Origin of the sequence: Streptomyces specialis (assembly GCF_001493375.1) — a bacterium.
GTDB classification, from domain to species: Bacteria; Actinomycetota; Actinomycetes; order Streptomycetales; family Streptomycetaceae; genus Streptomyces; species Streptomyces specialis.
Window position 1 is genome coordinate 341091 of record NZ_LN929895.1, and the last position, 17846, is coordinate 358936.

The window sequence follows — 17846 nt, forward strand, 5'->3', positions numbered from 1 at the left end:
GGCTGGCCGCCTGAGCGCGACTCGACGGCTCGCCTCAGGGCAGCCCTGGAAGGCAGAACAGCCAACTGGGCCCAGCCCTGAGGTCCGGTCACTTCCGCCAGAAGAGGTGGTGGGTCACGCCGCTCGGGCTGGGCACGACCTCCGGGTGGAACCGGTCGAGCAGCTCATCGGGTGACTCCCAGAGGCGTAGTCCGGATCCGAGTGTCACCGGGGATACCACCACGTGCATGGTGTCGACGAGGTCGGCGTCCAGGAACTGCCGGACGGTGCTGACCCCCGCCGCCGAGCCGGACGCCCTTGCCCCGCGCTGCCCCGAAAGGAACCGACGAAATCCGCTCGCCTGCTCGGCAGACCGTGGCTGCCTCCCCGTACGGGCCGTGCGGCTCGTACGGCTCGATGCAGCGAAATCCGCAGGGGCTTCCCGGTCTACCCGGATGGGGGCGTGGGACACCGCCGCCCGGTGGGCCGTGCGGGCGCGCACCGGCCCGTCACCGCCGACCGGCGTTCACCCGGCGGCAGCATGGGTGGCATGGCAACGCGTCACGACAGGGATACGCAGGAACGGCGGCGCCGGCTCCGCGAACGGCAGGAGCGCGAGCGCCGGGAGATGCGGCGGCGTCAGCAGGAGCAGACGGCGGCGCTGCATGAGATCGACGGCGCCGTCGAACGCCTCGACGCGGCGCGGGCCGCAGTGGCGGCGGCGGTGGCGCGGGGCGTCGACGTCTTCGGTTCGGCCGACGCGCTGGCCGAGGTGGTGCCGTTCGACGCGAAGGAGATCCGGGCGTTCGAACGGCACCACCGGCGCCAGCGGCCCGTCGCGGAGCCGAAGGTACCCGCCCCGGCGCCGCCACCCGCCTCGGGGGAGGGGACCGCGGCGGGCTGATCGGTCAGCGTTCGGCGCGGGCCTGGGCGATGGGGCGTTCGGGGTGGCGGCGGGAGACGGACAGTTCGCGGGCGACGCGTTCGGCACGCGTCTCCCCGCCTGCGGCGAGCGCGCGGCGCACGTGGTCCAGGCGCTGCTGGGCGAGCTGGTGGCGTGGGTCGTTGGAGCGGTCCCGGGGACGGCTGTCGGTGGCTCCCACGGGCCTTCCGCCACCGGCGCCCCGGCCGGGGCGCGAGGCGAGCCACGCGGGGATGGTCCTGCGGTAGAAGTGCGGCACGCCGAACACCGTGCGGTCGGGGCGCGGGCCGGTGCCGTCGGAGATGTAGCTGCGCCAGGTCTCCTCGGTGGGGCGCTGCTCGGCGGGGATGGTCTGGCGGGCTTCTTCGGTGTCGAGCAGGTCGTCGGGGTGCGGGGTGTCCGGCAGAGGCGGGACCGGGCGGCCCTCGACGGCGGCGAGGAGCTGTTCCTCGTCCCAGATCCGCTGGCGGGCGCCGGGGCGGCTGAGGGTGGGCGGCAGCTTCTCCCACGCCCGGCGGTTGCGGAAGGTGCCCAGCGCGATACCCATCAGCCGGGCGGCGCGCGCGGAGTCGGCCGGTGTGCGGCCGGCGGGGATCATCGCAGTCCTCCCTCCGGGACCCCGCCGGACGACGGGGAGAACGGGACCAACGCTGATCCATGATCGGGCATGGAGGCGCGCACACGCATGTGCCCGCCGGGAGCGGCGGGCACGGTGTGTGTGGCAACGACCGGAAGGCTCCAGAAGAGAGGCGCTTGTCCCGGGGGTGGCGCGGCGGGACCGGGCCCGTCAGACGCTCCCGGCCGGGCGATGAACAGCCGGTAGCGGGGCGCCCCGCTCCATGGCGGCAGGTGGCGTTCGTCCCGGCGGGCTCCTTCTCCCATGGCGAGCTCCTCGCCATGGGAGCAGAAGGCACCGGCGCCTACGGCGTCGAGATCGCCCGTTTCCTACGCTGGAACGGCGTCGGGATCGCCGGGGTCGGCTGGTCGGCGTCGGGCTTCTCAGTCGGTCCTTGCCCGGAGGCGTTCGCTCAGCACGACCTCATGCGGCAGCCGTTCCAGCTCGTGCGGCTCCACGTCCACGCCCCGCTGTCCGAGGACGCCGGCCAGGTAGCCCCAGTGGTCGGCCGTCATCTGCTCCTGCGTCCTGCCGCCGAACGGCTCGTCCGGTCCGACCACCATCCGGGTCGTTCTGTCGACTTCCCCGGCTGAAATCCGTACTCGACCGTCCGGGCCGCCCGAGCTGCTCCAGCCGCGATCGTCGAGCAACACGACGCTGCGACCGTCCGCGAGTACGGCCTCGAGCCGTGCCGTCACCGAGATTCCCTGGGCGTCCGGGGCGCCGTCGTCCAGATCGGCGTGGGTGACCAAGCCGGTCACGACCGTCATGCCGCCTCCCCTGGTTCGTCAACGCCCGGCCCAGGCCGTCCCGTACAAAGGCCACGGTATCCGGAGCACCTGATCAGTAACCTGCCCGCCGCTGCGGCGGGCAGCCGGGCAGATGCAGAGCGCGGCTTCATCGGGCGATCGGCGTGGCACCGGTGGCGGCGAGAGACGTCGACCAGAGCCGGGCGGCCTCGTCGGGGGCGATGGCGTAGGCGCGGACGCCGCCGTCGTCCATGGGGGTTCCGGGGGCGGAGACGCGCGCGATGTCGCAGTCCTCCAGGTAGAGGCCGCCCCGGTTGTCGAGGAGTGGGGAGGTGGCGGCCCACAGGCCGGTGGCGGCGCCCTGGGAAGGGGTCTTGAAGCCCTCGCCGATGACATTGCCGTGCTGGTCCACCCAGCCGCGGTCGATCTGTTCCTTCAAGGCCATCTCGCGCTGGAGGCCGGTGATGATTTTGCCGGGGTGAAGGGCGAAGGCCCGGACGCCGTCGCCTTGCCCGATGGCGTCCAGGTGCACGGCGAACAGGGCGTTGGCGGTCTTGGCCTGGCCGTAGGCCAGCCACTTGTCGTAGCCGGTACGGAAGTGCGGGTCGTGCCAGCGGATGCCGGTCAGGGTGTGTCCGGCGGAGCTGTTGACGACGACGCGCGCGCCGTCCGCGGCGGCCAGGAGGGGATAGAGCTCGCAGGCGAGGGTGAAGTGCCCGAAGTGGTTGGCGGTGAGCTGGCCTTCCCAGCCGGGCCCGACGCGCCGCTCCGGGGTGGCCATGACGCCGGCGATGGCCATCAGGACATCGATCCGGTCGAGCCGGTCGCTCATGTGCGCGGCGGCTGAGCGGACACTGGCGAGGTCGGCCAGGTCCATGGGGACGACCTCGCAGTTCTTCACCTCCCGCAGAGCGGCACGGGCAGCGTCGGGGCGGCGGGCGGGAACGATGACCCGGGCTCCGGCGGCCGTCAGCGCCAGGGTGGTGGCCAGGCCGAGCCCGGAATAGCCCCCTGTCACCACGGCCGTCTTCCCGGAGAGGTCGAGGCCGGCCACGATGTCCTCGGCGGTGGTGGAGGCGGAGAAGGGCGAGCCGAGCGGCTGCTGATCAGTGATGGTCATGCCGCGGACGCTACGATCTAGAGCGAGGTCTAGATCAAGCCGAGGGGTGAGCGGGATGACGACCAGCGAGGCTGCCGCGCAGTCGCTGAGCATCGGTGAGGTGGCCGAGCGCACCGGGCTGAGCGTGCACGCGCTGCGCTTCTACGAGCGCGAGGGCCTGCTCGTCGGACCCGTCCAGCGGACGTCGGGCGGCCGACGGCGCTACACCCCCGTCGACGTCGAATGGCTGCTGATCTGCGTCAAACTCCGCGAATCCGGCATGCCGCTCGCCGACCTCAAACACTTCGCCGAACTGGTACGCCAAGGACCGGGCAACGAAGCGGAACGCCTGCACCTGCTCGACACCCATCGACAGCGCGTCGACGCACAGATCCAGGCGCTGGAGGAGTGCCGGTCCGTCATCACCTGGAAGGTCGCCGTCTACAGCGAGCACCTCGCCCGCGGTGCAGCCGACGGACTATGGGCCCCGACAACCTGAAGCCACCTCCTCGGGAGCGGTGCGCCAGCCATGGAGCGACGAGCCCCGGCACACCGCAGCTGCACGGATATCCCCTGCCAGGAGCGTCAACAACGTCATGCCCCGCAACAGCTAGTCTGAAGACTCTGCGTGCCTTCCCTTCAACGGTCGGGCGCGTGGTTCGCAGGAACGGCGGCCGGGCCAGCCTCCCGCGCGGGAGGTCCGTCCTCGTGGCGGACGGCCGCCGTTCCGGTAGCTGCCTGTCAGGCGGCTTCGCCCGCTGCCGGTGCGGGCTTGGTCTTCCCGGGCGCGGGACGCGTCTCCTGTTCGATCGCGCTGAGCGTGTAGCCCTCGGACGCCAGGAACGCGAGCCACTGCCGCAGGTCGCCGCCCGGATTCCGCCACGCGTGGTCGTGCATGATCTCGCTCTCCATGACGGCCGCGACCTGGGCGAGCAGGGGGCGCCAGCGGCGGGTTCTGCCGGTGCGGGCGATCACCGTCCGTTGCCAGTCCCGGGCGTGCTCCGGGTCCCGGATGCCGAGGAACCGCGCGGTGAGGTCGGTGCGGTGCCTGCCGACGTAGCGGGCGTACGTGTGGCCGCCTCCGGTGACGGTGGACAGGATCAGCGCCCAGGCGGCGTCGGACGCGGTCTTCCGGCCGCACAACTCGGTGATGAACTGCCACCGGACCTCGCGGGCAGCGCGCCACGCCTTGTTGTGGGCGATGACGCGCCTGCGTTCGGCGGCCTTCTCGGCCCGGTCGGCGGGCTTCCCGCCGTTTCTTTCCGCGTCCTGGCTGAGCCGGTGCCGTTGCCACGCGGTGCACACGTAGACCGGCTCGATGGTCTCCGGGTGCAGGGCCGCGGCGTGTCCGGGGCAGTCGGCCGCATGGTGGCCGGGGGTGATCTCGTTGCCCAGGGCGGTCCGCAGGTCCGTCAGCGGCCGTGTCCGGCTGTGCGCCCAGTGGTACTGGAAGGCGACGATCGGCACCCGCGCGGCGGTCAGCGCCTCCCGGACGGCGGCCCGCTTGTGCTCGTCGGCCTTCTGCTGCCGCAGGAGTTGCAAGGCGTGTGCCCAGTGACCGCGCCGTCCCCGCTTCGCCTTGCGGTCGTCGGCCCTGGCCTTCGTCAACCGGCCCAACGCGCCGGGCACGTCCCGCACTTCGGCGTAGTCGGCGGCTTCCAGCAGGTCGAACTCGGCGGCGAGCGCCGATCTCAGCTCCTCGTCCGTGAGCTTGGCCGCCCGGTTCGCGCAACGGATCTCCGCCGGGTGGTAGCCCAGGGCCTTGGCGTGCCGGGCGCGCTTGGTGTCGCTGATCTCCATCAGCGACAACTGGGTCAGCGCGTCGATGTCGTCCCGTTCGCCGGCGGCCCGGCGGTGGGTGTTCTCCGTCATGCTGGCCACCAGCGCCTCGTCGTCGGCCTCGGCCAGATCGTCCCGGACCAGGCAGGGGACCAGCGCGTAGGGGCGCTGGTCCTTCTTCGCCTCGGCCGCGACGACCAGCGCGGCACCCAGGCGGCGCTGTCCCCAGACCACGCCGTACGTCGCGCCGTCCGCCTGGGGCCGGACCAGCAGCGGCACCTGCACGCCCGCCGCCCGCACGCTCGCGACGAGCTTGGCGTCGGGCTCCGTGGCGTCACCGGTCCGGCGCTTCTTGCGGTGGTTGAACGGGTCGATCACCAGGGCGTGCGGGTCCAGATACTCCAGCCGCCCGATATCGAAGCGGACGGTCGCGGGCTGCGCGGTGGCCGGGGCCTGCGCGGGCTTCTGGGTCCTGGTGGCTGCCTTGCGGGGCGTTGTCTTCTTCGCGGCGGTCTTCACGACTGTGGGTGTCATCGCTCGCGTCCCTTCTTTCTGTTGACGGCGCATGGTTCGCGCAGTGCCGGGCGGCGGGGCCAACCGCCGCCCGGCACTGGGTACTTCAGTCCTCGTCCGGCAGCTCCACCGTCAGGACCGGCTCACCCGTATCTCCCGGCCCCATCGAGGCCACCAGCAGCGCGCGGCGCGCCGCCCGGGCCGGCCCGTGACGCGGGACCCGGTAGAGCTCGACAACGCACCGCGAACTCCTGCCCGAACGGCGCATCGCGTAGCGGGTCATGGCCAGCACGTCCCACAGCCGCCCGGCTTCGTCCTGGCACGTCCCCTTGCGGGTGTCGTCCTCCTCGCTCCAGGCGACGCAGTCGGCATACGCGGCAGCGCTCAGCGCCACCGGCACCCGCAGCCCGGCCTCCCGGGCCATCGCCTCCGGGACGGGAACGAGCCCCCCGTCGCGGATCGCGTCGGCGCGCGAGCAGGCGCCGACCGGGCCGAGGGCCTTGGGAAAGAGGGCGAGCGTCGACGGGGTCCGCTGCGCGGGAACCCAGCGCACCGCGTCGCCGCTCACCGTTCCATCGGGCCCGGCTCCGCCGTCATGGTCGAACGGTGTGGTCATGGGGTGCTCTCCTTCGAGACCGGGTGCGTGATTCGCGCCGAAGCCCGGGGCCAACCAGAACTCCGACATGAACAACAATACCAATCTCTACTCACCTCGGGAAGAGCGACACGCACTGTCTCTTATAAACATATGACGCTGCCGACGAAGAGGATAGTGTAGGTCTCTTTGGGTCACGTTTTATCCAAAATAAAAATAATGCTACACCCACCCCTCTCACAGCACACTCAAACTAATCTATTGGATATCAACCAGTTGCTTCTCGATTTGACTCAAGCAACCCCCCCCGCATCTCCACCCTGCCCCCTGCGTGGGCAGCTGCAAAGGTGAATAAGAGACAGACGTAAGCCGCCCACAGCCGCCGCACAACGGAAGCGACCAATCACGGACGCTTCTCGCGCCAGCGCCTCACGCAGTCCCGCCAGCCCTCTTTCGACGGCCCGTGACAGGACTCCCGGCATCGGGAACAGGCGTGCGTGAGCACCAGACAAAGATGAGCGACCACTGCCCGATCTGGGACAGCCCCGCAGGCGCGGGGAGCGGATGACCGTGTCCGCCAGCGGGATTTCACCCTGGGGAAGAGCCCCGCAGGCGCGGGGAGCAGTACCAGGCCCGCGCCAAATGACTCTGAGTGATGGGAACAGCCCCGCAGGCGCGGGGAGCAGTGCCGGATCGCCCGGAATTCGGCACGCTGGGTGGGAACAGCCCCGCAGGCGCGGGGAGCAGCCCAAGAACGGCAAGGGCAGCCCGCAGCAGCCGGGAACAGCCCCGCAGGCGCGGGGAGCAGCGGCCGACGATCGCGACGCCCCGCAGAACCCCGGGAACAGCCCCGCAGGCGCGGGGAGCAGGCGACCGAGGCCGAGTGGTACCGCGTCGAGAAGGGAACAGCCCCGCAGGCGCGGGGAGCGGGAAGACGAGGGCCGCCAGGTCGCCGCCGACGAGGGAACAGCCCCGCAGGCGCGGGGAGCGGAGCAGTTGATCTGCGGGTTTATCTGCGTGGGCGACTGTTTTTACTTACCTTGCCAACAGTTGGCATTGCTCTCCTTATGCTTGAAACGTCCATAGCAGCATAAATGCCGCTCGCGATTCCTCACCTGCCGCCGTATCTCCTTCGCTTCGCTGCCTTGCTCCAACCCGGCGTCCGCTGGCTGCCCGTCGGTTCCTGCTGTGTCCGGCCGGGAGGCTTGCGGGAGGGGCGGTGGATGAGGGTGAGGCCCTCGTGATCGGTGGGGTGCCATGCGTGCTCGTGGGTCCTGAAGGTGTAGCCCTGCTCGTTGTTGCTCTGGTAGGCGAGCAGGGCGCGGCCCTGGCCGGCGTATTGGCGGACTTCTTCCCACAGGATGTCGCGGACGCGGGCGCTGGGCGCGCCCAGGAAGACGCCGGGGGATATCTCCAGGAGCCACCGGGTGAGGAAGCCACGAAGTCCGGCCGGGCAGTTGGTGAGGACGATGACTGTCACCAGATGACCTCGTCGGGGAACGTGCCCGTCGCGTGGTTGTGGCCGGAGGCCAGGTGCGCGCCGCCGTCGGACTGCACGGTGACGCGGTCGTCGGATCCGGTCGTATCGCGGGTGCCGTCGTAGCGGAGGAGGGTCCTGATGTCCTGGACACAGCGGTCGAGGAGGCCGGTGCGGTTGATCCGGTCGCGCAGCGCGCGGCGGGGGCGGGCCGCGACATCCTCGTCGCCTTCCATCGCCGCGTCGAAGGCGGCGGGGATGGCGACATCGGTCTTGTAGAGGTCCGCGATGTCCATCACGAAGGAACGCTCGTGACCCGAGTGGACGAACCCCAGGCCGGGAGAGCAGCCAAGTGCGACGACCACCCCGTGCGCGATGCCGTACATGCACTGTGCGGCTGCGGTGATGCCCTGATTGGGGGCGTCCCCTGCCGAGAAATCGCCGGGACGGTACTCCCGGCGCCGCCAGGGGACTCCGGTGCGGGCGGACTCGCGGCGGTAGCACTCCTTGAGCCGATGCCCCTCGGCGCTGAGAAGCTCCTGCCGGGTGCGGCCGGCGGGGTCCTCGTCGGGAAAACGCAGCCGGTACATGGCGCGGGCGACGTCCAGGCGGGTGCGGCGGTTGGCCCAGAGCGTGGCCTGGGCCTCGACCAGGCCGGAGGAGCGGGTCAGCGCCCGCCCGCCGGCGTAATAGCGCACGCCGTGTTCCCCGACCCAGGCGACTCCGGCGCCACACTCACCGAGCACGCTCATCGCCTGGTGGGTGATGCGGGTGCCGGGGCCCAGCAGGAGGGTGCCGATGGTGGCGGACGGGATATGGGTGACGCCGTCGGCGTCCTCGGCGGTGATGGCGTTGTCGTCCCGGTGGACGGTGCAGCGCTCCAGGTACACGAAGGAGACGCGGTCGCCGCCCCTGGCGAGTTCACCTGGGGAGGAGGCCCCGCGCTGACTGACGTGGGCCACCGGGGGCCGAGCGGTGGCGGGAAGGCGATGCTCCGGAGCCACCGTCGGAATCGGATGTCCGCGACGTTGTGAGCGACCATCAGGCCGCTCAGGCGACTGTCACGGCGGCAGGACCAGGTGTCCGCGGCGGAAGAAGCCCTGCCGGCGTGCGGGAACCGGCCCAGCCAGCAGAGGAGATGCGGAGGATGCCGTCTACGAATGCGTCCGCCTCAGCGGGAAGGGCATCCGCTGGGGCGGACGCCCACTCGCAATCGCAGTCTGAGCTTTGAGCGCCACTACCACCTTCGACCGGTACTTGGCCAGTTCCTTGGCGTCACCAGTCAGCCAGGCGTCCGCGATCACGTAAGCGGCCATGGGAGCCGACCCGATCCGGAAGCCGGGAGCCAGGGTCAGGACCTGCCAACCTGGCGGCCCTTTGGGGCCGGAGCACTGATTGTGCCGGTGCCGCCGGAACTCGGTGTGCTGAACGATGCCTCTGTCAGTGCTCCACATCGTGATCGCCGGCAAGGGGGCCGCGGCCACCGTAGCTCGTGCGCCGGGGATGATGAAGAGTCCGAGATACCGCAGCCTGGGAACCGGCTTCACTGTTCCCGCCCCGTCATCGTCCGGAATGGGTGTTTCGATGGTTAGGTCCGATCCTGTGGAAGTGCTCGAGAACATGGACCTCCCCGGATAAACACCCTGCTCATCGAGTGTGCTCCCCGCCCGCGCGGGGATGGTCCCGCGAAGGGCGTGAAGGGCCGCGTCGAGGTGCTGTGCTCCCCGCCCGCGCGGGGATGGTCCCACGAACCCGCCGCCGTCGAACTCATCGGTGCCGTGCTCCCCGCCCGCGCGGGGATGGTCCCAGGTCGTCGGCGCCCAGCGGGCGGTTGGACCAGTGCTCCCCGCCCGCGCGGGGATGGTCCCGAGCTATGCGTCTCGCGGTACAGCCTGGCGTGGTGCTCCCCGCCCGGGCGGGGATGGTCCCTTCCGGGAGTTCGTGGCGTCCGCGCGGGAGAAGGACTTTCCGCCCGCGCGGGGTGAGTGGGTCAAAGCCTGACAGTATTTGATTGATTCGCTCTTCACATCCACTGAAAGCGATCGTAATTGCCGCGCTAGCTCCTGTTTTCGGTGATCCTCTTACTCGTCCGCCCACTCCGTGTTGAATGAGTCCGTGAGTCACGAGGGGTCACCGGTGCGTGGTTTGGGCGAGCGGTTGGTCGGTGCTGTTCGGACGGTGTGGGCGAAGCATGACCGGGAGTCGGATGGGTGGCTGCCGCTGTGGCGGCATATGGCGGACAGTGCCGCCGTTGCTGGTCTGCTCTGGGACCATTGGGTGCCCCGCAACGTCAAGAATCTGATCGCTGGTCCGCTGCCGGGCAAGGTGGCTGACGCTCGTCGTCTCGCCGTGTGGCTTGCCGCTGTACACGATGTCGGGAAGGCGACGCCGGCCTTCGCCTGCCAGGTCGATGTACTGGCGGAGCAGATGCGTGCGGCGGGACTCGACATGCCTCTGCGCAAGCAGTTGGGGGACGACCGGCGAATCGCTCCTCATGGGCTGGCCGGTCAATCGCTCATGCGGGACTGGCTCGTGAGCGGTCATGGCTGGTCCGGCCGTTCGGCAGCCCAGTTCTGCGTCGTCATCGGTGGGCATCACGGCGTGCATCCGGCGCATTCCCAGATTCACGACCTCGATCTGCACCCCGAGTTGCTGCGCACACCGGGCGAGAGCGAATCGCGCTGGCGGCAGGTCCAGACGGAGCTGCTCGATGCCTGCGCCGACACCTACCGTGTCAGCGACCGCTTGGCCGACTGGCAGCCGGTCAAACTTCCGCAGCCCGTCCAGGCATTGCTCACCGCTCTGGTCATCGTCGCCGACTGGATCGCCAGCAATCCCGACCTCTTCCCCTACTTCCCGGAGGATGTGCCCCGCACCGACTCCGAGCGTGTCGGCGCCGCGTGGCGCGGTCTGCGCCTTCCGCCGCCGTGGTCGCCTGCCGAGCCGGCCGGGTCGGCAGACGCACTGTTCGCGGCCAGGTTCGATCTGCCGCCCGGGGCGCGCGTCCGGCCCGTGCAGGAGGAAGCGGTGCGGCTGGCGCGCGCCATGCCCGAGCCGGGACTGATGATGATCGAGGCGCCGATGGGGGAGGGGAAGACGGAGGCGGCCCTGGCCGTCGCCGAGACTTTCGCGGCCCGGTCGGGCGCCGGTGGCTGTTTCTTCGCGCTGCCCACCATGGCCACGGGCAACGCGATGTTCCCCCGTCTCCTCGACTGGCTGCGACGCCTGCCCGAGGACGGTCTGCCGACGGCTGCCCCGGCCGAACGGTCCGTTCTGCTGGCCCATTCCAAGGCCGCACTCAACGAGCGCTACGCGGACCTCATGCGGCAGGGCCGCCGAACGATCGCCGCCGTCGACCAGTTCGGCTCGGAGGGCGATCACCGGCCGTCCTCCGATGTGCGAGCCGACTCCGCCGAACTCGTCGCGCACCAGTGGCTGCGGGGCCGGAAGAAGGGGTTGCTGTCCTCGTTCGTCGCGGGGACCATCGACCAGCTTCTCCTCGCCGGGCTGAAGAGTCGCCACCTCGCGCTCCGCCACCTCGCTGTCGCCGGCAAGGTCGTCATCATCGACGAGGCCCACGCCTACGACACCTACATGAGCACCTATCTCGACCGGGTGCTCGCCTGGTTGGGGGCCTACCGCGTTCCCGTGGTCATCCTCTCGGCGACCCTGCCCGCCACCCGTCGCCGCGAAATCGCCGAGGCATACGCCGGCGGCGCGTCGCGCGCGGACTCCATGGCCGCGCTGGAGGAAACGGACGGGTATCCGCTGCTGACCGCGGTGGCTCCCGGTGAGGCGCCGCTGATCGCCCGGCCGGTCGCCTCCGGCAGGCGCACGGACGTGGTCGTCGAGCGGCTCGGTGACGAACTCGACGTCCTCACCGACCGGTTGGAGGAGGAGCTGGCCGACGGGGGCTGTGTCCTTGTCGTGCGCAACACCGTGGACCGCGTCCTGGAAACCGCGGAACACCTGCGGCAGCGCTTCGGTACCGGGCAGGTCACCGTGGCCCACGCCCGGTTCCTCGACCTCGACCGCGCGGCCAAGGACGCCGAACTGCTCTGGCTGTTCGGACCGCCGGACCCGGCGGGGGGTACGGCGAACCGGCGCCCCGCGGGGACACACATCGTGGTCGCCAGCCAGGTGGCCGAGCAGTCCCTCGACATCGACTTCGACCTCCTGGTCACGGACTTGTGCCCGGTTGACCTGCTGCTGCAACGCATGGGACGGCTGCACCGTCATCTGCGCGGCGGCACGGCGCAGACCGAACGTCCCCCCCGCCTTCGCACCGCTCGCTGCCTGGTCACGGGCACCGACTGGCAGGCCGTTCCGCCGCAGCCGGTGAAGGGATCCCGCCGTATCTACGGCGCGTACCTGCTGCTGCGCTCGCTCGCGGTGCTGGATGGGCATCTCGACGGGAGCAGGGCGGTCCGGCTCCCCGAGGACATCAGCGACCTCGTGCAGCGGGCCTATGGCGGCGCACCTCAGGGCCCGCCCGGCTGGGCGGACGCCATCGACACCGCCCGGCGCGACCACGAAGCTCACCGGCAGCGTCAGCGCCGAGCCGCCGACGCCTTCCGCCTGGACGAGGTGCGCCGGGCGGGCCGTCCGCTGATCGGCTGGGTCGACGCGGGCGTCGGGGGCGCGGACGACACCCGCGCCGGCCGGGCTCAGGTCCGTGACAGCCCGGAGAGCCTGGAAGTTCTCGTCGTGACGCGCCGGGCCGACGGCACGCTCACCACCGTGCCCTGGCTGAACGAGGGCAAGGACGGCGGCCTGGAACTGCCCACCGACGCCACGCCGTTGCCCCGCGCGGCTCGCGCGGTTGCCGCCAGCGGCCTGCGGCTTCCCTTCCACTTCTCCTTCCCCGACGTGCTCGAACGGGCGTTGGGGGAGCTGGAGGAGCTCTACGTGCCGCACTGGCAGAGCAAGGAGTGCCACTGGCTGGCCGGGGAGCTGATCCTCGCTCTCGATGAGGACTGTCAGACCCAACTGGCAGGCTACGCACTCCATTACAGCCCCACCGATGGACTCAGGGTGACCCGTGAAAGCTGATATGGGCGGTGCCGCGCCGTCCTTCGATCTCACGTCGCGCCGATGGCTGCCCGTGCGGCTCCTGGACGGTACCGAAGCGGAGTTCTCCCTGCGGGAGATCTACGACCGGGCCGGCGACGTGCGGCGGCTCGTCGGTGATCTGCCCACGCAGGAGTTCGCCCTTCTGCGTCTGCTGCTGGCCCTCGCGCACGATGCCCTCGAAGGTCCCGAGGATGTCGAAGCCTGGGAGGAACTGTGGGAGTCCGGCGAGCCGTTCGCCCCGGTGGCGGGCTATCTCGACCGGCACCAGGACCGTTTTGACCTGCTGCATCCGGTCGCGCCGTTCTATCAGGTGGCAGACCTCCGCACGGCGAAGGACGAGGTCGCCTCGCTCAACCGCATTGTCGCCGACGTGCCCAACGGCGACCCGTTCTTCACCATGCGCGCGCCCGGCGTCGAGCGCCTGAGCTTCGCGGAGGCCGCCCGCTGGGTGGTGCACGCCCATGCCTTCGACCCGTCGGGCATCAAGTCCGGTCCGGTGGGCGACCCCAGGGCCAAGGCCGGCAAGGGGTACCCCCAGGGCGTCGCGTGGCTGGGCAATCTCGGTGGCGTCCTCGCGGAGGGTGACACCCTGCGGGAGACGCTGCTGCTCAACCTCATCGCCGCGGACACCGGCACACTGCGCATCGAGAAGGAGGACCGCCCCGCCTGGCGGCGCGAGCCGGCCCGCCCTGGCCAAGCCGGCGACCTCGATCTCGGCGCCCGGCCCACCGGCCCGCGCGACCTCTACACCTGGCAGTCACGACGGCTGCGCCTGCACTACGACGCACACGGTGTCCACGGCGTCGTCCTGGCCTACGGCGACCCCCTCGCCGCCTCCGCCGACATGCACCGCAGTGAGCCCATGACGGGCTGGCGGCGCAGCGAGCCGCAACAGAAGAAGCTGGGGCGGCCAGTGATCTACATGCCGCAGACCCACGACCCCGCTCGTGCGGCGTGGCGCGGCCTGGAGAGCCTGCTCCAAGCCGGCTCCCCGGCCGGCGCGGCACAAGGCCGGGACGCACCCCAGCGCCTCCGCCCACGCGCGTTGGACTGGCTCGCCCGCCTGAGCACCGAGGAGGTTCTGCCGCGCGGGCGGCTCATCCGCGCTCGCACGTTCGGCGCGGTGTACGGCACTCAGCAGTCCGTCATCGACGAGGTGGTGGCCGACCACGTCACCCTGCCCGTGGTCCTCCTGCACGAGCGGGATCTGCGGTTCGGGCAGGCGGCGGTGAGCGCCGTGTCGGACGCCGAAGCGGCCGTCAACGAACTGGGAGACCTGGCCGCCGTTCTCGCCGAGGCCGCCGGAGCCGAGAAGGAACCACGCCGGAGCGCGGCGCGTGATCTCGGCTTCGGCACCCTCGACGGGCCGTACCGCGACTGGCTGCGCCACCTCGCCGAGAGCGACGACCCGTACCGCGAACGCCGGCGGTGGCAGAGGCTCGTGCACCGGATCGTCAGTGGCCTGGGCGACCAACTGCTGGACGACGCCGGGCTCGCCGCCTGGGAAGGGCGCGTCGTCCAGACCCGCGACGGCTGGCGCTGGCTCAACGACGCCTTCGCCGATCTCCGTTTCCGGACCCGCCTCAAGAAGCATCTCCTTGACCCCTCCCCCTTGGCCGCGCACGCGCCGGGCACGCCGGGCGCGTTGACGTCCGGCGTAGACACTCACGAAGGCCCACAGGTGACCACGACTGCCAGCGCCCCCAACTCCCCGCCCCGGTGGCGCCCTCGGCGTGACGTCGTCGGCATCGCCGTCAGTAAGCACATCGCCGGGCTCCAGACCGGCTACCTGAACGACCGGAGCGCCTCCGTGGCCACCCTTGCGCGTCTCCGGCGCGGCGTCGGCAAGTCCGCCCACGAGGAACCCGATCTCTGGGGACTGACCGGCACCGAGGCTCTCCACGAGGAGTGCGCCGGCGGCAGGCTCCCCGAAGACCTTCTCCCGCAGGCCGAGGAAGCCGCCCACACCGCCCTCACCCTGTGGTCGATGCACCAGCAGTCCCATCACCGCGAGCGGATGCACGTCCCCGGCGGCCTGGAATTCGGCGCCGCGGTGCGGCGGCTGATGCCGAGCGCCGAGCCGGACGAGCCCATCCGTAAACGGTTCGTGCGAGCCGCCACAGCCCCTTCGCCGGCCATCCTCGCCCAGCGGCTGCGGGACATCGTCGTCCTGCTGCGGCGCGACGGAATCGCCCTGGACTACGGGCTGCTGGCCGACCAACTTCTCGAATGGCAGGAATCCGGCGGCCCCGAGCGAGTTCGTCGCTCCTGGGGCCGCGCCTTCCACTCCCACCGGCCGCAACAGGCCGGCGGTCCGTCCCCCGGCCCCGACGACCCGGCTGACCCCGGACATCCGGGCGATCCCGACACCCCGACCGACCCCGATGACGGCACCACGAACCAGAAGGACACCCCGTGACCCGGACCATCCTCGACGTGCACGTGCTGCAGACCGTCCCGCCGAGCAATCTCAACCGCGACGACACCGGCTCGCCGAAGTCCGCCGTGTACGGCGGTGTTCGCCGCTCCCGGGTGTCCAGCCAGGCGTGGAAGCGGTCGACCAGGCACGCGTTTGCCGACCTGCTCGACGCCTCCGATCTGGGCGTCCGCACCAAGCGGGTCGCCGAGCTCCTGGCCGGCAGGATCACCGCCCTGCGGCCGGAGTTGACCAACGCGGAAGCACTCGTCCTCGCCGCGGAGACTGTCCATGCTGCCACCGGCAGCAAGATCGAGGTGCCCAAGCGCAAGGCCGAAGCGGCGAAGAAGAGCGGGAAGGAGGAGCCCGCGCCCGAGTCCTCCTACCTGATGTTCCTCAGCGCCCGCCAGCTCGACGGCCTTGCGGAGCTGGCCGTTGCGGGGGCCGCCGACATCAAGGCGTTCCTCAAGGAGAAAGAGAACAAGAACCGCGCGCGGCAGATCGCCGACACCCGCCACTCGGTCGACATCGCCCTTTTCGGCCGGATGGTCGCCGACTCCGCCGACATCAACGTCGACGCCGCCGCTCAGGTCGCACACGCCATCAGCGTTCACCGCGTCGAGAACGAGTCCGACTACTACACGGCCGTCGACGACCGCAACACCGACGCCGAGCCCGGCGCCGGCATGATCGGCACCGTCGACTTCAACTCCGCCGTCCTCTACCGCTATGCCGCGCTGGACGTCGACCGCCTGCGCGACAACCTCGGCAAGGGCCTGCGCGAGGACGAGCCGGTCACCGAACCGACACGGCGAGCCGTCGAGGCGTTCGTCCACGGCTTCATCGCCTCTCTCCCCACCGGCAAGATCAACACTTTCGCCCACCACACCCTCCCGGACGCTGTCATCGTCAAAATCCGTGGAGCCCGCCCGATCAGCTTCGTCTCGGCCTTCGAACGGCCCGTCACCATGGGCCAGGACGGCGGCTACCTCCTGGGAGCGTGTGAACGGCTGGTCGAGTACATCCCCGGCATCGAGCACGCGTACGGCGTCGAGGCGGACGCGACCTGGGTCCTGCGAGTCGGCGCGGGCACCGAGAAGCTGTCCGCCCTGGGCGTCGAGTTGAGCCTGCCCGACCTGATCACGGCGGTCGGCAAGGCCGTCACCGACCGGCAGGGCGGCCACGAGGAATGAGCGTCCTCACGCTGAAGCTGGCCGGGCCCCTTCAGTCGTGGGGAGCCTCGGCCCGTTTCGCCCGCCGCACCACGGAATCGGCACCGACCAAAAGCGGAGTCATCGGGCTGCTCGCGGCGGCGCAGGGCCGGGACCGCACGGCTGACCTCACCGACCTCGCGGCCCTGCGCTTCGCCGTCCGCGTCGACCAACCGGGCACGCGCGTGCGGGATTTCCAGACCGCGCACCACTTCGACAGCGACAAGGCGATGCCCGTCTCCGATCGCTTCTACCTGGCCGACGCCGTCTTCGTCGCGGCCGTCCAGGGCGACGATGCGCTCCTCACCGACCTGCACCGCGCCCTGCGCCGCCCCGTCTACCTGCCCTTCCTCGGCCGCCGCTCCTGTCCTCCCGCCGAACCGGTCGACCTCGATGTCCACCACGGCGACGACATGCTCGGCGTTCTGGCACGGGAACACTGGCACGCCTCCGACTGGTTCCAGGCACGCCACCGTGACGAATCCCTCGTGCGGCTGGAGGTGGTGGTGGAGGCGGACTCGGGTGACGCCACCCGCGACCAGCCGCTCAGCTTCGCCCCCAGCCACCGCCGCTACGGACTGCGCACCGTCCGCACCGAGACCGTGCACATTCCCAACCCCCGTGCCCGGCGGCTCCGTCCACGCCGCGGCCCGACACGCCCCGACCACGACCCGACCACCCTGTTCGAAGGCGACGACTGATGTTTCTGACCCGCTTCCGCCTCAACACCGCGCGGGTGGGAGCCCGCCGGTTGCTGTCTTCCCCGCAGGTCCTGCACGCCGCCGTGATGGCCTCGTTCGCCGAGGCGCCCTCCCACGGGGGGCACGGGCCACGGGTGTTGTGGCGGATCGACCGCAACTCCAAGGCGGAGACGCTGCTGTATGTCGTCAGCCCGGTTCGTCCCGACCTGACCCACCTTGTCGAGCAGGCGGGCTGGCCGGCGACACCGACCGCCGGCTGGAAGACGTATGACTACGCCGACTTCCTGTCGAAGCTGGCGGCGGGGGACACCTGGTCGTTCCGGCTGACGGCCAACCCGGTTCACAGCATCCGGCGCAAGGACGGCGAGCCGACCAAGCGGACCGCCCATGTCACCCCGCGCCACCAGAAGCAGTGGCTGATCAAGCATCAGGAGAACGCCGGCTTCCGCGTCCTGGAACGGCCCGCCGAGCGGCAGGTGTTGCCCGACGGCGGCGACGCGTACGAACTCATCGTCCACGATCGGCGCGATCTCGCCTTCGGCAAGACGGAGCAGCCCTCCGGCCGCCTGAACCGGGTCACCCTCGCGACGGCGACGTTCGACGGTCGGCTCGCCGTCACCGACCCGGACGCCCTGCGCAGGACCCTCACCTCAGGACTGGGCAAGGCCAAGGCCTATGGCTGCGGGCTGATGACGCTCGCCCCCGCGAGGTGACCG

The 17846-nt window shown here is 70.9% G+C and carries 14 protein-coding genes, 1 pseudogene and 2 CRISPR repeat arrays; of the genes and pseudogenes, 7 read left to right on the top strand and 8 right to left on the bottom strand.

Annotation, left to right across the window (positions count from 1 at the left end; genetic code table 11):
* Window positions 1-88: 88 nt before the first annotated feature.
* A pseudogene (locus BN2279_RS16310) lies at window positions 89-311 on the bottom strand (dihydrofolate reductase family protein); the annotation flags it as partial.
* A 218-nt stretch (window positions 312-529) separates the two neighbouring features.
* Between BN2279_RS16310 and BN2279_RS28610 the strand changes: the two are divergent.
* Complete coding sequence (locus BN2279_RS28610) at window positions 530-883, top strand: hypothetical protein (RefSeq protein ID WP_159037237.1); 354 nt, start codon at window positions 530-532, stop codon at window positions 881-883.
* A 4-nt stretch (window positions 884-887) separates the two neighbouring features.
* Here the strand turns inward: BN2279_RS28610 and BN2279_RS16320 are convergent, their stop codons facing one another.
* The 3 genes from BN2279_RS16320 to BN2279_RS16330 form a co-directional block, all read right to left on the bottom strand.
* The gene (locus BN2279_RS16320; protein WP_059010251.1) at window positions 888-1499 is read right to left on the bottom strand and encodes a hypothetical protein; all 612 of its coding nucleotides are present in this window, start codon (window positions 1497-1499) and stop codon (window positions 888-890) included.
* 401 nt (window positions 1500-1900) lie between these two features.
* A complete protein-coding gene (locus BN2279_RS16325; protein WP_059010253.1) occupies window positions 1901-2287 on the bottom strand; it encodes a hypothetical protein in 387 nt (128 codons plus the stop codon).
* A 127-nt stretch (window positions 2288-2414) separates the two neighbouring features.
* Entirely contained in the window at window positions 2415-3386 is a 972-nt protein-coding gene (locus BN2279_RS16330) for an oxidoreductase (protein ID WP_059010255.1), read from the bottom strand.
* Between the two features lie 55 nt (window positions 3387-3441).
* Here BN2279_RS16330 and BN2279_RS16335 point away from each other — a divergent pair, with 55 nt between their 5' ends.
* The gene (locus tag BN2279_RS16335; RefSeq protein WP_104531042.1) at window positions 3442-3864 is read left to right on the top strand and encodes a MerR family transcriptional regulator; all 423 of its coding nucleotides are present in this window, start codon (window positions 3442-3444) and stop codon (window positions 3862-3864) included.
* Window positions 3865-4106: 242 nt separating this feature from the next.
* Here BN2279_RS16335 and BN2279_RS16340 read toward each other — a convergent pair whose 3' ends face one another.
* The 4 genes from BN2279_RS16340 to cas1e all read right to left on the bottom strand — a co-directional run bounded on the left by BN2279_RS16340 (window position 4107) and on the right by cas1e (window position 8691).
* A complete protein-coding gene (locus BN2279_RS16340; protein ID WP_059010259.1) occupies window positions 4107-5678 on the bottom strand; it encodes a ParB/RepB/Spo0J family partition protein in 1572 nt (523 codons plus the stop codon).
* Window positions 5679-5763: 85 nt separating this feature from the next.
* Entirely contained in the window at window positions 5764-6273 is a 510-nt protein-coding gene (locus BN2279_RS16345) for a DUF6573 family protein (RefSeq protein ID WP_199827735.1), read from the bottom strand.
* Between the two features lie 514 nt (window positions 6274-6787).
* A CRISPR array of direct repeats spans window positions 6788-7241; the repeat unit is 27 nt; unit sequence GGGAACAGCCCCGCAGGCGCGGGGAGC.
* A 122-nt stretch (window positions 7242-7363) separates the two neighbouring features.
* Window positions 7364-7732: a type I-E CRISPR-associated endoribonuclease Cas2e gene (gene cas2e / locus BN2279_RS16350; protein ID WP_059010262.1), complete on the bottom strand. Its 369-nt coding sequence runs from the start codon at window positions 7730-7732 to the stop codon at window positions 7364-7366.
* The gene (gene cas1e, locus BN2279_RS16355; RefSeq protein ID WP_059010264.1) at window positions 7729-8691 is read right to left on the bottom strand and encodes a type I-E CRISPR-associated endonuclease Cas1e; all 963 of its coding nucleotides are present in this window, start codon (window positions 8689-8691) and stop codon (window positions 7729-7731) included. The genes cas2e and cas1e overlap by 4 nt, the downstream gene beginning before the upstream one ends.
* A gap of 694 nt (window positions 8692-9385) precedes the next feature.
* A CRISPR array of direct repeats spans window positions 9386-9658; the repeat unit is 29 nt; unit sequence GTGCTCCCCGCCCGCGCGGGGATGGTCCC.
* 303 nt (window positions 9659-9961) lie between these two features.
* On the opposite strand from cas1e, the gene BN2279_RS16365 reads away from it, so the two are divergent.
* From BN2279_RS16365 to cas6e, 5 genes are read left to right on the top strand one after another with little or no spacing between them, the layout of a single operon-like run.
* Complete coding sequence (locus BN2279_RS16365) at window positions 9962-12781, top strand: CRISPR-associated helicase/endonuclease Cas3 (protein WP_079032210.1); 2820 nt, start codon at window positions 9962-9964, stop codon at window positions 12779-12781.
* Window position 12782: 1 nt separating this feature from the next.
* Window positions 12783-15221, top strand: a complete 2439-nt coding sequence (gene casA, locus BN2279_RS16370; protein WP_079032211.1) for a type I-E CRISPR-associated protein Cse1/CasA — start codon at window positions 12783-12785, stop codon at window positions 15219-15221.
* The gene (gene cas7e / locus BN2279_RS16375) at window positions 15218-16411 is read left to right on the top strand and encodes a type I-E CRISPR-associated protein Cas7/Cse4/CasC (protein ID WP_059010271.1); all 1194 of its coding nucleotides are present in this window, start codon (window positions 15218-15220) and stop codon (window positions 16409-16411) included. Before casA ends, cas7e begins: the two co-directional genes overlap by 4 nt.
* Window positions 16408-17130: a type I-E CRISPR-associated protein Cas5/CasD gene (cas5e, locus tag BN2279_RS16380; protein WP_059010273.1), complete on the top strand. Its 723-nt coding sequence runs from the start codon at window positions 16408-16410 to the stop codon at window positions 17128-17130. Before cas7e ends, cas5e begins: the two co-directional genes overlap by 4 nt.
* Window positions 17130-17843, top strand: coding sequence for a type I-E CRISPR-associated protein Cas6/Cse3/CasE (cas6e, locus tag BN2279_RS16385; protein ID WP_059010275.1), 714 nt, complete (start codon window positions 17130-17132; stop codon window positions 17841-17843). Before cas5e ends, cas6e begins: the two co-directional genes overlap by 1 nt.
* Window positions 17844-17846: the final 3 nt, after the last annotated feature.

Coding starts and splice junctions, on each gene's coding strand:
- BN2279_RS28610 (WP_159037237.1), top strand. CDS start 530: ATGGCAACGCGTCACGACAGGGATACGCAGGAACGGCGGCGCCGGCTC.
- BN2279_RS16320 (WP_059010251.1), bottom strand. CDS start 1,499: ATGATCCCCGCCGGCCGCACACCGGCCGACTCCGCGCGCGCCGCCCGG.
- BN2279_RS16325 (WP_059010253.1), bottom strand. CDS start 2,287: ATGACGGTCGTGACCGGCTTGGTCACCCACGCCGATCTGGACGACGGC.
- BN2279_RS16330 (WP_059010255.1), bottom strand. CDS start 3,386: ATGACCATCACTGATCAGCAGCCGCTCGGCTCGCCCTTCTCCGCCTCC.
- BN2279_RS16335 (WP_104531042.1), top strand. CDS start 3,442: ATGACGACCAGCGAGGCTGCCGCGCAGTCGCTGAGCATCGGTGAGGTG.
- BN2279_RS16340 (WP_059010259.1), bottom strand. CDS start 5,678: ATGACACCCACAGTCGTGAAGACCGCCGCGAAGAAGACAACGCCCCGC.
- BN2279_RS16345 (WP_199827735.1), bottom strand. CDS start 6,273: ATGACCACACCGTTCGACCATGACGGCGGAGCCGGGCCCGATGGAACG.
- BN2279_RS16365 (WP_079032210.1), top strand. CDS start 9,962: ATGGCGGACAGTGCCGCCGTTGCTGGTCTGCTCTGGGACCATTGGGTG.
- casA (WP_079032211.1), top strand. CDS start 12,783: ATGGGCGGTGCCGCGCCGTCCTTCGATCTCACGTCGCGCCGATGGCTG.
- cas5e (WP_059010273.1), top strand. CDS start 16,408: ATGAGCGTCCTCACGCTGAAGCTGGCCGGGCCCCTTCAGTCGTGGGGA.
- cas6e (WP_059010275.1), top strand. CDS start 17,130: ATGTTTCTGACCCGCTTCCGCCTCAACACCGCGCGGGTGGGAGCCCGC.